Origin of the sequence: Legionella clemsonensis (genome assembly GCF_002240035.1) — a bacterium.
Lineage (GTDB): Bacteria > Pseudomonadota > Gammaproteobacteria > Legionellales > Legionellaceae > Tatlockia > Tatlockia clemsonensis.
In genome coordinates this window covers 1,435,777-1,450,000 of sequence record NZ_CP016397.1, presented here as the reverse complement: position 1 = coordinate 1,450,000, position 14,224 = coordinate 1,435,777, and the positions used below count along the sequence as shown (strand labels likewise).

Here is a 14,224-nt window from a genome sequence, read left to right as displayed (position 1 = left end):
TGAATTACATCTCTTGAATGCAACTCTATAACTATAGTTCATGATTAAAATTTAGTCAAGTTGTTTTTGTGAAAATCATGACATTTTTACAAAATTTTTTACCACTTTTTAGTAGGAACCTTTTAAAGTATGGATGGAAAAACAAATCTGTCAAGTGAGTAAGGTTTATGCTTCAGATTCACTGCAGGGCAAAATCATACTTTATCTAAATTAGCCACAAGGCGTCATCCAGAGCAAAGCGAAGGAGCTCTTCGTTCAAAGAGCGGGATTTTTATCTGCTGGGGATCCTTCGCTTTGCTCAGGATGACGGGCTTTGCTCAGGAGGACGGGCTTTGCTCAGGAGGACGGGCTTTGCTCAGGAGGACGGGCTTTGCTCAGGAGGACGGGCTTTGCTCAGGAGGACGGGCTTTGCTCAGGATGACGGGCTTTGCTCAGGAGGACGGGCTTTGCTCAGGAGGACGGGCTTTGCTCAGGAGGACGGTAATTGTGCAAGATAATCGTGTGAAATTAATTCAAAATAGGATGATCTTGCTCTGAGATTCACTGAAGCATAAAAACTAAAAACGGGTTAATTGAAGACCTGCAGTATCGTTTGATGGGGAATCAGTATCTTCCCTTGCAAATAAAGTATCCTTATATTCAGAGATAGAGATTGTTTCAGTAGCTTTTCTCCAATGACCTACTACTGGAGTATTGCTTGGGGAAGGATTCTCGACACACTCAAGTACTTCATTTGCTGCTTCATGCTTGTTTTGTAATTGAGGTTCTTTCTTCACAAAACTGATCATTCGATTGAGACTCGGATCACCCACTCTAATGTGTTTAACTGACTCATCAATTCCACAGGACAAACCATGCTCTGTCAGCTTTTGAATCCAATAACTCATGGAATGGAAATTTCTGGTTTCTTGAAGTTCTTCTTTCACACTCGCACCCGTCACAGCATTAAAAATTGTATGCGCCATGTGTGCCATCGTCATTGAATCACTGTGAGGGTCATCATTTACATCATGGTCTACCAACAGAAATTGGCCTCCATCGCGCAATACTCTTCTGACTTCCGCTAAAAAATGATCAAGTTCTGTTTCAGGAAAATGATGAAGCCCGACATAACAAGTAATGACATCCGCACTTTTATCTTTAAGCGTGCTCAAGTTTGGTTTATTGTAATCGAGTTTGGCAAATTGGTGATAAGGTCTTGGAAAACCGGTTTGAATATAATCAGTTACTGATTGACCTTCATAAACTGCGGCAATATTACCAACGACCTTAAAGTTCTTTTTAAAACCTTCAACAAAGCGGCCGGGATAACCTATTTCCACTAAGCCATTAATTGTGGTGACATTGGATAACAATGCTTTTGCCTGAGAGGCCAAATCTTCCTTAATACTTGCGAGGGAATTAAGAATACGTCGAAACCCACTCAACGCAGAAGGCATTACCTCAGGCAATCTTTTGCAAAGCTCAGTGTAAATTTCCTCATGAGTATCATTATATTCCATAATCTCGGTGAGTAAATGATAGAGTTTTTCCTTATCAACACGTTGCAATACATTATCCAGAAAGCCTTCAAACAATTTTTTCCGTTTCTCATCCTGCATTAACTCTTTAAAGTAATTCACTTTTCCTGGCTTGGGAACCATATATTTTTGATAGAAACCACTGGTAAATACCTGATGGGGATCTACCTCCTCTTTCACTTGTTGTGCTACTTGAGCATGAGGATAAGCTTTATCAAAATCCTCAGGTGATGAAACATGTTGATAAGGTAAATAATAGGTTCCACCCTGCTCCACAGCCAAATTTTGGGCTTTACGAAGCCATTTTTTTGCTTTGATAATTTCATCAGGAGCTAATGATTGATTAAAACATAATACAACTGCAAAGCGATCACCATCATGCGCATACGACAAAGGTGATTTATCATGTTGTTTAACGAAACGTACGGAGGCGTTTAGTAAAATAACCTTGTTGTCCATCAGCAATTGTCCTAGTTTTTCCAAGAACTCGGACAAGCTTTCACCAGGAAGAAAAAATTCTTGTAACCACTCAGCTTCACTGACGGAGGGATTAAACAAGGCATTGACAGGGGGCCGCATGATTTCATTAATACTCATAGCAGGCGAGTTATTCGCTAACAAACGAGCGGCTTCACTATCAAAATATTTTTTTCTAATCCAACCAAGGCGTCGAGCCAAATTGAGCATGATTTGATTAAATCGTGTACCTTGATGTGCCTCTTCAGTTACATTAGGAGTTACAACGCGTGTAACCTCGTCTCCCTCACGGACATAATCAACAGCTACTCCTGTCTTTAATAGACCATTTGGATCCAAAGATAACCGGTATAAATGCATGCGAATATTGTCTTTTGCATCTACATTTTTACGGAAATGTTCCACATAGTCTTTAATCTCAACTTTTGTTCCTACTTCCTTCAGTAGCTCATTATCTGTTAGTTGCAATTTGACACTAACAACGGTCCCAAATAACCCTATACCGCCTGCAACTTGATGGAATAAAGGATCCTCGGGGGTTACATTCTTTCTCAGCTCTCCGGTAGGAGTAATGATATCCATAGAAAGAATCGTATTCGATAAAACACCTGTAATATGATCCCAACCATGAATATTAGTACCTACAGAACCACCCACAGAAAAAACATTGGAAGCTTGCATTACCTTTAATGCTAACTTATGTTCATTGGCTTTCTTCTGAATATCGATCCAACGTGCCCCAGCACCGACAGTAGCAGTTTTCTTAGTCGAATCGATTTCGACTGTATTAAACTTGCTCATATCGAGTACAACATGCTTGTTACCACCCTCAGGTAAAAATTGTTTTCCCTGGCTGCGTCCTGCACCCACAGGCATTATTTTTACTTCGTTTTCCATGGCTCCGCGAATAATATGCTGAATTTCTTCAGGAGTTTCTGGTGTCAAAACTTCGGCGTGCTCATCGCGATAATAACTACCACCAGCAGTAATACCATTTTCTGAAGTTTTTTCAGGCGTAAAGTAAAAAGCAACTAATTTCGGATTAAACAAACCAACCAGAAAAGCTACCAGGGCATAAAGGTTTTTACTAAAAATGGTGGCATATTTCTTTTGTTGGCCAAGGCGTTTTTCCTGTAATTCATCTGCAACAAAAAAAGAGCCCAACGCATAACGGAAACCTAACGCTCCAGCTACCAATAAATCAACAATTGCAAGAGGCAGAAATAATGTCAGGTAAATAAATCGAGTGAAGAAAAAATTCCAAGTTTTGCCTAAAAAAGTCTTTGATTCGTTAAGATAAGAGCGATCAATAATGGCAGTAGGAATAGACGTAAAGCGACCAAGTTCCGGAAGACTGTCAGTGAATTTTTTAGCTTTGGGCATTAGTTTTACCTCTAAAAATTATGAATGAATTTGACTTCGACATCTTTGGTGGATGAATCTTCAGTGCTCTCTCTGCATTTATCTATTTCCATGACTACCTTAGAAAGCTTTTTCACAGGAACATCAAACAGGCAAATTTTCCGGTAATTATGAATACGATCACTATAACTGTACAAAGGTTGAGCATGAGAAATACGATTTAATTTCTCTTCACGAAGATGAAAACTAGTTTCATTATCTGCATTGATAAGACACTTGACCTGTACCTGATCTTGACCGGCGATTTTTCGAAGTTTAATTTCCTGAGCAGCTAATTGTCGCAGCACAGGTTGAAATGCTGCATAACGAGGAACTCTTAATCTGGCATAAACAGAAGTGTAGGTTTTCTCAGGATTTTTTTCTTTTACGTAGAGAGACTCCTTGTTTTCTTTATCCTTGATTATTGAAACAAGACTACTATCCAGATTAGAAAGCCTTTGCTTAAAATTTGTTTTTATTAATTCAGGATCCTCGATTCCCTCTACATTCATCTTCACTAGAATATCTGTAGTCGGCGCAACTATATTATCTTCTTGATGAAACCAGTAACTTAACGGTTTAGAAATCCAGCGTCTTGCCCATAATTCAAATGATACACATTTCCAACTAAACCAATCGCCCCAAGTTTTATCGGTACACTCTTTGTAAGCTTGCGCGAGTTTCTCACGATTTTCTTTGTATTTGTGATCGTAAAAAGGAATGGTTTCTAAATTTGCTGCATATTCTTTATAATAGTCAGCTAAATGCTGTTGCATTTGCGTCTTATTATCTTTATTGACAAAGGGGACAAGAAAGAGAGATAGGATGCCTTTGGGAATGAGTTCTAATGTAGTAAAAAAACCAATGAACAAATCCATTAACATGTATTCAGAAAAGAATATTTCCGATCGGCTGTTATATCTTCTAGCAGCAGCATAGGAATTAAAAATTACACGCCAAAGATCGTAAACTTGTCGAAAATAGGGGAAATGAAACAGGGATTGCCCTTCTTGTAAGAACTTACCATACTCTTCCGCCATCTCGACATTACGCCATTCAGGACCTGTCATATAAGACTGATATTGCTCGCGATAATAAGCTGCTTTATCAGTTTCAATGAATTCCTGATTACGTGCTTTTACAAACTGGCCCATCTCAACCCCCTATACACTAGTCGTGAGTTATAGGTTTTTTTGGATGAGCGATTATATCATAACATGAACATTAATTAAACATTTTTTTAAGCAACCAGACCGTTCTGTTGCAAATTCGTTTTTAAAAGTTTTCAACTATAATTGTGTTTTAGAGCGCTTACAAAATAAAGGATTATTTTGATGAATAGAGAACAGCTTGCCTGCCGTTTTCAAACGGTACGTCAAAAAACAGTTAAGCTGTGTCAACCTCTTTTTATTGAGGATTATGTCATTCAGAGTATGAGCGATGTGAGTCCTCCCAAATGGCATCTAGCACATACTACCTGGTTTTTTGAAACGTTCATTTTGCAGCCTATGCTCAAATCCTACAAAATATTCGCCCCATCTTTTAATTATCGCTTTAATTCTTATTATCAAAGCATCAATAAACCTTATCCACGAGCCGAACGTGGCCTGCTTTCACGACCTACAACCGAAATGGTGTATGCCTATCGTGACTACGTTAATGACGCCATTCTTTCATTCATTGAGCAACTAACTGAGGATGAATTAGGAACATTTACCAATTTACTCAACTGGGGATTACAACACGAACAACAGCATCAAGAGCTGCTATTGATGGATATCAAATATAATTTTTCGCGCGATCCTGATTTTCCTTCCTATCAGACAATTTCAACCGCAAAAGACAAAAATCCATTAAAAGGCAATCCAAAGATGATTGAAGTACCCGGAGGTATCGTGGAAATTGGATATCAGGGTAGCGATTTTTGCTTTGACAATGAGTTACCATCTCACCAAAAAATTCTAAACCCTTATCTAATTTGCTCACACTTAGTAACAGTCGGTGAGTATTTAGAATTTATGGAGGCGAAAGGCTATGACGACCCGCAATGGTGGTTATCTGACGGTTGGGATTGGGTTTGTCAACAGACTGCAAAAACCCCTTTATACTGGCACCACATTAATAATGAATGGTATATATTTACATTAAATGGTTTAAATTTATTAGATCTGGCCGAACCTGTTTCGCACATTAGTTATTACGAAGCAGATGCTTATGCCAGATGGCGAGGTTATCGTTTACCTTCCGAAGAAGAGTGGGAATACTTTGTTGCAAGTCATCCTATTTCTCCTCAACAAGGAAATTTTCTTGAGAGTGGTTTCTATCATCCTCAACCTGCTCATTGCGAAGATGCAGGGCAATTTTTTGGTGACCTTTGGGAATGGACGGCCAGCCCCTATATTCCTTATCCAGGTTATAAACCTATGACAGGAGCGTTGGGTGAGTACAATGGTAAGTTCATGGCAAATCAACTTGTTTTACGTGGTGGCTGTTGCGTAACACCACAAAGTCACATTAGAGCAAGTTATCGCAATTTTTTTCAACCCGAAAAGCGCTGGCAGTTTAGCGGCCTCCGTTTGGCTGCAAATCTTAAAGGAGAATAAATAATGAGCGCTAAAATTCAGACGCTGCAAAAATACCCGAATAACTCTCTGGATAATAAAGAGTTTATGCAAGATGTTTTGGTTGGTTTATCTCGTAAAAATAAGCAACTCTCTTCAAAGTATTTTTATGATGCAGTGGGGTCTAGCCTATTTAACCAGATTACTCATCACCCAGATTACTATCTAACAGGTTGTGAGCTGGAAATCCTTAAACATCATAAAAAGGAATTATCGGATCTTTTAAAAGATGAAGAATTTAATCTTGTTGAATTCGGCCCTGGAGAAGGTTTAAAAACCAATATTTTAATTAACCAGTTTCTCAAGGATCACTTGTCGTTTACTTATTATGCCGTCGATATTTCCAAAAAATATCTGGATAATCTTGTAAATCAATTCAAGCAAAAACTACCTCAGCTTAATGTTGTCGCCTTAAATTCGGATTATATCGCTGGAATTGAATGGTTAAGTTTGAATTCAAGTAAACGAAATTTTTTATTATTTTTAGGCTCAAGCATTGGTAATTTTGATATTCCGGCTGCAAAAAAATTCTTACAAAACGTAAGAAATTCATTGCACGAAGGGGATTATTTTTTAATTGGATTTGATTTACGTAAGGAGATTAATATACTTTTACGTGCCTATAATGATAGTGACGGGTTAACTCGCGAATTTAATTTAAATCTTCTAAGACGTATCAACAATGAATTACAGAGTAATTTTGACCTCGATTCATTTTACCATTATGGAATCTACAATCCGCACACCGGAGCTATGGAAAGTTATTTAATTAGCTTGGAAGATCAAATTGTTCATATTAGTGCTTTGAAAAAATCCTTTACATTTAAAAAATTTGAACCCATTCGTGTTGAATCCTCTTACAAATATTCTGCCCCACAAATAAAAAAACTTGCGAAAGAGAGCGGTTTTGAAATTATTAAAAATTATAGCGACTCCAAAAAATATTTTATTAACTCTCTATGGCAAGCTCATTAAACAGATGTAACTAATGAAACGGAAAAGATTTTTTATCTTTTTATTTGTTGCTCGTCATGCCATAGCTTAATCTGCATGATAGGCGCGATTTTACTCATTAAAAAATTTACGCTTCTTTTATATGTTAAGCCTTATCAGGAATTTAGTTTTTACCAGCTTTTTAATTATTTATGGTTTTCACAAGACCATTTTCTGCAATTAATTTTATTATTTAATTTTATTATTAAACCAATATTTATCTATGCTTTGATTAATGTAGTGCTTTATCTTTTATGGAAAAATAATTAACCCAGGGATACCTTTTACCTATGTGGATGAAAAATAAGACAGCCATGAGGAATAATAAGTCATTCAACCTCGTTATCAGTTAGAGCTTAAATATAAAACCTTGATTACCACTGAGTAATCAAGGTTTTGCACTCTAGCGTCGAAACAAAGCAGACAAAATAAATCCTACTCCACCTGCAACCAATAACGATATAAAGGGTCTATGATGTACTCTGTCAGCAATTCTATTTGAATAATTTTTGATATTGCTTTGTACTTCGTAGATGCGATGCTTTCCTTCTTCATACAATTCATTGGCTACCTTCTTACTATCATTTAACAGCACGCTAGCAGCCTCTCCAAGATGAGATTCTCTTGAATTTCTTGGAGAAGCATTAAAATCTTCTGATACTCTTCGAGGTGATGATGCTTGTGAACTTTTTGTGTCCATTATCGATCTCCCTATTCATTAATAGTCAGTGTCTGGATACTGGCTAAGTCATATCCATTTTTTAAAGTATAGCAAATAGACAATTAGTGCAAAAAAATAATCTATAATTATCGATAAGTTATTTATACTCCTTTTTAGCCCTCAATGGATATGAGGCAATAACAACTGAGAATGTAGCAATAGCCACTTCTCATTAATTAGATAGAGCGAAGGAGAGTTCAATGACTTTAAGAAAGGGAATTCTATTACACTGGCTGAAAGATGCTCACGCCATGGAAAAACAATCCGAACAAATGCTAAAGACTCAGATTTTTCGCCTGGAGAACTACCCTCGTTTGAAAAAACATATGAAACTTCACTTGGAAGAGACTATTTTTCAACAAGCCCAGCTTGAAAAATGCATCAAACATCTAGGAAGTCATTACTCTTTTCTCAAAGATTTTTCAGCTAAACTTATCGGTTTAGGGCAGGTTGCGGGAAATATGCTGTCTTGTGATGAAGTCATACAAGGTGCAATTGACAGTTTTGTGTTTGAAAATCTTGAGATAGCCACTTATACAATATTAATTACCGCTGCTGAAAATGCCGATGACGCTGAAACCCAACAAATTTGTCAGCAGATTTTAAACCAGGAAAAAGCCATGGCAAATTGGCTTTTAGAAAACTTAAACCAACTTGCAAAAGCTTTTTTGGTGCGCTCGGAATTATCGTTTGAAACCGCTAAACGCTAACTCATCTCATGAAACCAGTAATTTGCTAAAGCAGTATTCTGGTAATGCGATAAATATTTCAAAAAGAATCGGTTCGCTTGATTCGTCTGACGGGTTTTAAGCAAGCTAAGCAAATAGGTTTGTGTATAAAGCTCCACCTGAGCATCACTTCCACCTAATTGAAAACAGTCTTCTATGACAGGTTCCAGTAGTTCAGCAGCGAGTTGATAATTGTTTTGAACAAAGGCTTTAATTCCCCGGCATAAAGAAAATGTCTTTATCCATAAATCTTTGGTCTTACCATTAGGAAGGGCATTAATATGAAACTCCATGGCCATAAGAGCTTGTTCAGCATAAGTAGGATCGGTTTTAGATAAGCAATAGACAAAATGGGCATTATTAAACCCAATATAATGCTCGAATGGATGTGAACCTACATGGGCTAAAATGGCATTAAACAATGGGCCCTGCGGCAATCCAGCAAGATCCATTCGCCATAATAAAGAAATTGCATCAAGCTGTTCCAATAAATTATCCGGCAAAGTACCAAAAATCTGAGGAAAAAGCGCCATTGTCTTGATTTCATCTCGATTTGCTAAATGAAACAAGGCTAAATGCCAGGTATTATGTCCCCTTAATAAGGGCAAAATACCCTCCCAACTGTTCTTAAGCGTTTGCAACCGCTCGATTCCACCTTGAATATCACCTTCTAACAAGTAAACATGGGCCAAGGTGTGATGGGCCCAAGGAGTAACAAGCTCGAGGCTCACTGCTTCCTCAGCCATCGCTTTTGCCTGGGAATATTTCCCACAAAGCTCTAAAGCAAAAGAATGAGTGGCTAAAAAGTGAGATTCATCTTGATTAACTGGAGCACATTTCTCGCAGAGCTCTAGAAATTGCTGCGCATGATAGGCTTGTCCGGTACAATAAAAAAGCCATTCAACAAATTTTAAAGCCAAGGTATCGCGAGGAAAAAGTGCTAGCAAACTATAAAATAAGGTAAGCGCCGCATCATAATCCAATCGTTGCCATGCCTTAATAGCTTGATAGGTTAATTTTTCCCTTAAGTTACTGTTGCCTAATAATTTTTCTGCCTGTAAAAGATAGTTTATTGCTATTGAGGTGGCTGTGTCTTCCTGTGCATATAAATAAAATGCAGCAGCATAAGTTTGCAACAACAAATTTTCAGGGTGTTCTCTTGCTGCATCAAGAATAGCAATGGCATTATTTCCAGAACCAAGTATTTGATGATGAAAATTATTGATACTTTCAATAACCTGAACTGAATCCGTAGTAACGGCTAAACCTCGTTGTGTTTTCATAGTGAAGATAAAAAAATTACGTAATAAAAGATTAGCAGCTTTTGAGATTTAAGTTTGGTGTCGGTGATTCTTCTCTATGAAACAACTTATTTACCCTGAAGATCGCGATAAAAGTTTTCGTGCATTCCAAGTGTTAATAAATGTCTTTATTCTATATTCTATTAATTGAAAATTTATTGCTCATATTAATTTTTAAATGTACAATGCAATAAATTTGTTAATTGCTGTTTCATTTTTGTTAAGGAAAGTGTATGCCTAACACTACTCGGTCATCATCTTTCATATCCTCGGATACCTTTAAGCCCAAAAATGCAAGAATATTATATGTAGGAGATCACTTTAATCATTCTTGTTTTTATATACTTAATGCTTCCTATAAAGACAATATTGATAAGAAATACGTCGATATGGGAGAACCTCATAGGCTTGATGTCCATTTCTATAATTGTAATACACAAGAAACATTACCCATCTATGCAGTAAAATATCGAAAAAGTTCAAATGGTAAGCCAATCCTTGTCGCAACTCCTGCGGTTATGAAATTTGGCACCTCTCCTTATAGCGCTGAGACAGAGTACTTTGTCTTTGGTGATTGTCAAAATATCAATAACCCAGACGCGTACCATAGTAATTTTAATGAACAAGAAAAACTGTATTACTTTAACAAATTTACCGAATCTCAAGCTATGAGAGAAATAAAATCCTACCGAAATGCTTTAACACAAAAACAGATCCGAGGTAATCAATGTATTATCCTGGCTCAAAAAATAAAGGCTTTAAATGATTTTATTAAAGCTGCAGAAAATTTGGAAGGAGAAGCGCTTATGCAGATTCTGACCGATCCCCACAATGAGATTTATAAAAACCTTATTAAACCTAGGCCGACGTGCATTAATTTTTTCAATTTCTTTTCTATCAATACAAGTGCTAGATCTGCAGAGGAAACAAACACTTATAAGCTGCTGAAAACTCTTAAAAAACACCCCTGCTACTCCTATTTAAGTGAAGTATATACAGAGAGTTCATGTTCTCTTAAACGAAAAGCCCCTTAACTTCATCGTCCACTGTTATGTCGAATTTTTCTTTGGCAATTATTGCGAACTCTTCAATTGAAGAAACGGCTTTATTTTTATAGTAAGAATTATTTATGGATTTAAAAAATCCTTGCTTATTTTCTTTAAAAAAAACAAGAGTTTTTCGTTTCTCATCCGTCACCTTGCCCATTTTTAAAAAATTATCTCGAATAGGAAATTTTTTGGGACTTATAATCAGATTTTGATGAGCCACTTGTATTTCCTCTTTTGTCTTAGGTTGTTTATCAATAACATAGAGGCAAAACCACCCCTCTTTAGTGCGAGTTTCCAGATAAAAATTATTCTCATCAAAAATAAATCGATACTGTTCTTGTCCAATGTGTTGCTGTTCGGGTATAACTTTTAACGCTGTCCGCAAGCTGTTATTTGCATAAGCGGTATCGATTAGCCATTGGTGATTATCAAGCTCCACAATAAGACATTCATGAGAAAACTCCTCTTTAGATAGCAGCTCGAACGCAACTTGGTCATCAAGTTTATTGACTAATTTTACTAAATGGCGATTTACCTGAAAACCAAGTGATGTCAATGCCCAAGCTAATAGCTCAATATTTTGAAAGCAATACCCAGGTTGCTTATTAGTAATTAATTGCGTATAGAGGGCATCGGCCGTTAAACTATTTACTGTTCGTTGTCCAACGCCCTTCGTACCAGCTATATAGAGAGCAGTATTCTGGTAAGGAAAACGTTTAAGATGAGCTGCTATAATTTGATTTAACAACGTTAAATCAGGTAGAACTGCTTCTTGAGTTAACTCTACTCCAATTGCTCCTAAGTATTGGGTAAGTTCCGGCATGTTCCGATCTCAAAGGTTAAAAATTTACTATCACAGATAATGAAGACAGATGCAAATATTAATCCGTTGAATCGGATTCTGTATGGCCTGGATGAGATTCCTTTAGAAGAAATAGTGCAATTATCAAACTTACCAAATAACAAAGCGGCATTACCAATAAGGCTTTGTTATAACTTTCTATGGGATAGACAGGAATGCCATTGACAGTGGACCAATCAGAACTGTGATGTAAAATGACACCGACTAAAGGCTGAAAAATAGCGCCACCTATAAGCACCGATAGATTATTAAATCCCGAAGCGGTTCCTACTAACTCAGGAGGATTATTATCTTTCACCACCGCAAAGCTAACGGTTTGCCCACCTGCACCAAACCCCAGAATAAACAAAACAGCATACATCCAGTTAATTGATACATTTGGTACATACAATAATAAAAGGGTAGCCAGAAGACCGAATATTGAACTAAGTGCTAATGACAAGCGACGACTATAGAGACGATCGCTAATCCAACCCAATAAAGGGCTACCAATCCCAATGCCTAGCCATATTATGCTGCACATGCCCGAAGCCATAATGACACTGATCTGATATTTTTGTTGCAAATAAGGTACTCCCCATAACGCAGCAAAAACCGCTATTGGTGTCCATATAGCAAATGCATAAGCACCTGTCAGCCAGGTATAAGAACGCTTACACACATTCACCAAACGATGCCATTCCTCGATAAGTTGCCGCTTTGGAGGACTTTGTGTGGGTTGATTAGGATAATCACGAATGACAAACCAGATAAGGGCTCCTAAAGCCAAACCTATCAATGCTAGAATGAAGCTGGCATTTCGCCACCCGACTTGTCCAACCAGGGCTGCCAAAGGCATTTCACCAAACATGGCACCTACAGAGCTCATCAACTGCGCAATACCGGCTAAAAAAGCAAACTGCTGCGGTGGAAACCAGCGTGAAACAAGGACTAGAACACCAATAAAGGAAAATGCTGATGCAATACCAATAAGAAAGCGACCCAACGCGGCAGTAAATAGACTATCTGTTGAGGCAAAAAAGAAAGACCCTACGGCGCATAGTATCAAAGCAAACGTCATTAGTTTGCGGGGCCCATACCGATCAAATAGTAATCCGGCAGGCAACTGCATAGGAGCATACGCATAGAAATAAAATGCTGAAACAATACCAAACCCCGCCGCACTAACATTAAATGTCTTCATCATTGATTCAGCCATTACACTTGGTGCTACTTGCAACACAAATTCGTACAAATAAAAAGAAGCAGACAGCAGAAAAATGATGTATGCGGTGAACTTGCCAGGGTGTTGATAATTTGATTGATATGCGTTCAAAATACTATCTTAACAATTAAAATGCACATTACACCCTAAGCCAATTTCGTTTGTCAATGCCTGCAGGATAGATTGTACCTAATATTGCAGCGCGCTTGGCGCCTGTAATTGAACGCATATCCAATGCTTCATTAGTAAGCGTCTTATTGGCTAACCAGGCAAACATTAAAGCTTCTATAAAATCAGGATTAATACCGTAAGCCTCTGTACTTTTTACAGACATATTTGGTAGTAGCGAGCTCAAGGTATTTATTAGAGCCAGATTATGTGCCCCTCCACCACAAATTAAGAGTTGTGACGGGGGCATTTTTTCCAAAGCAACAGCATGAGCAATAGTATGCGCTGTTAGCATTAGCAGAGTAGCTTGAATATCAACAGTTGAATATTGCGGTTGTAAATAATGTTCAAGCCACGCCAGAGAAAAATATTCCTTCCCAATACTTTTAGGGGGTATCTTTTCAAAATAAGAATCCTGCAATAGAGCAGTTAACAAGGGCTCAATAACCTTTCCTGAAGTAGCCCATTCACCATTTTTGTCAAACGCGTGTCCTAAATGCCTTTTTATCCAGGCATCCATCAGGCAATTCCCTGGCCCTGTATCGTAGCCATGCACTGTTAATTCTTCAGAAAGATAAGATAAATTGGCAATACCACCCACATTCACCACGGCCAAAGGAAATGAGTAATGCTTAAACAAAGCTTGATGATAAATAGGAGCAAACGGTGCTCCTTGCCCCCCCACAATTAAATCACGCGTTCTAAAGTCTGCGACTACAGTAATCCCCGTAAGTTCAGCAATTGTATGCCCACACCCTAATTGCACCGTATAAGGAATGTCTGCTGTAGCATCATGGCATACCGTCTGTCCATGGCTACCAATTGCCTGAATACTGGAACAAGGTAAATTGACTTGCTCAATTAATGCCAGTGCAGCTTGAGCAAATTCTCTTCCCAAAAGGGTATTTAATTGGCTGAATGCCGATAAAGCGTGTAATTTTTCCTGAAATATCTGCTCAAGAAAATCCTTCACTCTCCGACTATAAGGTTGGGTAATTCCTGCAATAAAATAATTTGACTCTAAATCAATCATTGCTGCATCTATACCGTCCATACTGGTGCCAGACATCAGGCCGATATATATTTTCTTCTCTTTTTACTAATTGGGTTCATGATTTACTTACTTAGGATAGGAATAGCGGGTTCTTCTTGCCAACTGCAGGGAAAACTAATCTTAAA

The 14,224-nt window shown here is 37.7% G+C and carries 11 protein-coding genes; 4 read left to right on the top strand and 7 right to left on the bottom strand.

Annotation, left to right across the window (positions count from 1 at the left end; translation table 11 throughout):
- Positions 1–557: 557 nt before the first annotated feature.
- Both clem_RS06300 and clem_RS06295 read right to left on the bottom strand, forming a co-directional pair.
- On the bottom strand, positions 558–3,380 hold the full coding sequence (locus tag clem_RS06300; protein WP_094090855.1) for an FAD-binding protein: 2,823 nt from the start codon (positions 3,378–3,380) through the stop codon (positions 558–560).
- A gap of 11 nt (positions 3,381–3,391) precedes the next feature.
- A complete protein-coding gene (locus clem_RS06295; protein WP_094090854.1) occupies positions 3,392–4,552 on the bottom strand; it encodes a hypothetical protein in 1,161 nt (386 codons plus the stop codon).
- A gap of 180 nt (positions 4,553–4,732) precedes the next feature.
- Here clem_RS06295 and egtB point away from each other — a divergent pair, with 180 nt between their 5' ends.
- Both egtB and egtD read left to right on the top strand, forming a co-directional pair.
- Entirely contained in the window at positions 4,733–6,001 is a 1,269-nt protein-coding gene (egtB, locus tag clem_RS06290; protein ID WP_094090853.1) for an ergothioneine biosynthesis protein EgtB, read from the top strand.
- A 3-nt stretch (positions 6,002–6,004) separates the two neighbouring features.
- Positions 6,005–6,994: an L-histidine N(alpha)-methyltransferase gene (egtD, locus tag clem_RS06285; protein ID WP_094090852.1), complete on the top strand. Its 990-nt coding sequence runs from the start codon at positions 6,005–6,007 to the stop codon at positions 6,992–6,994.
- Between the two features lie 421 nt (positions 6,995–7,415).
- Here egtD and clem_RS06275 read toward each other — a convergent pair whose 3' ends face one another.
- Entirely contained in the window at positions 7,416–7,712 is a 297-nt protein-coding gene (locus tag clem_RS06275) for a hypothetical protein (RefSeq protein ID WP_094090850.1), read from the bottom strand.
- A 221-nt stretch (positions 7,713–7,933) separates the two neighbouring features.
- On the opposite strand from clem_RS06275, the gene clem_RS06270 reads away from it, so the two are divergent.
- Positions 7,934–8,443 carry a ferritin-like domain-containing protein gene (locus clem_RS06270; protein WP_094090849.1) on the top strand — a complete coding sequence of 170 codons (510 nt, stop codon included), beginning with the start codon at positions 7,934–7,936 and terminating at the stop codon, positions 8,441–8,443.
- Here the strand turns inward: clem_RS06270 and clem_RS06265 are convergent.
- Positions 8,440–9,744 (bottom strand): tetratricopeptide repeat protein, encoded by a 1,305-nt coding sequence (locus clem_RS06265; RefSeq protein ID WP_094090848.1) that lies wholly within the window; start codon positions 9,742–9,744, stop codon positions 8,440–8,442. The two genes, clem_RS06270 and clem_RS06265, sit on opposite strands and share 4 nt — an antisense overlap.
- Positions 9,745–9,995: 251 nt before the next feature.
- On the opposite strand from clem_RS06265, the gene clem_RS06260 reads away from it, so the two are divergent.
- Positions 9,996–10,796 (top strand): hypothetical protein, encoded by an 801-nt coding sequence (locus clem_RS06260; protein WP_094090847.1) that lies wholly within the window; start codon positions 9,996–9,998, stop codon positions 10,794–10,796.
- Here the strand turns inward: clem_RS06260 and clem_RS06255 are convergent.
- The 3 genes from clem_RS06255 to clem_RS06245 form a co-directional block, all read right to left on the bottom strand.
- Positions 10,777–11,634, bottom strand: a complete 858-nt coding sequence (locus tag clem_RS06255; protein WP_094090846.1) for an arylamine N-acetyltransferase — start codon at positions 11,632–11,634, stop codon at positions 10,777–10,779. The two genes, clem_RS06260 and clem_RS06255, sit on opposite strands and share 20 nt — an antisense overlap.
- 58 nt (positions 11,635–11,692) lie before the next feature.
- Entirely contained in the window at positions 11,693–12,859 is a 1,167-nt protein-coding gene (locus tag clem_RS06250; protein ID WP_408606882.1) for an MFS transporter, read from the bottom strand.
- 157 nt (positions 12,860–13,016) lie between these two features.
- Entirely contained in the window at positions 13,017–14,099 is a 1,083-nt protein-coding gene (locus tag clem_RS06245) for an anhydro-N-acetylmuramic acid kinase (protein WP_232505577.1), read from the bottom strand.
- Positions 14,100–14,224 lie beyond the last annotated feature (125 nt).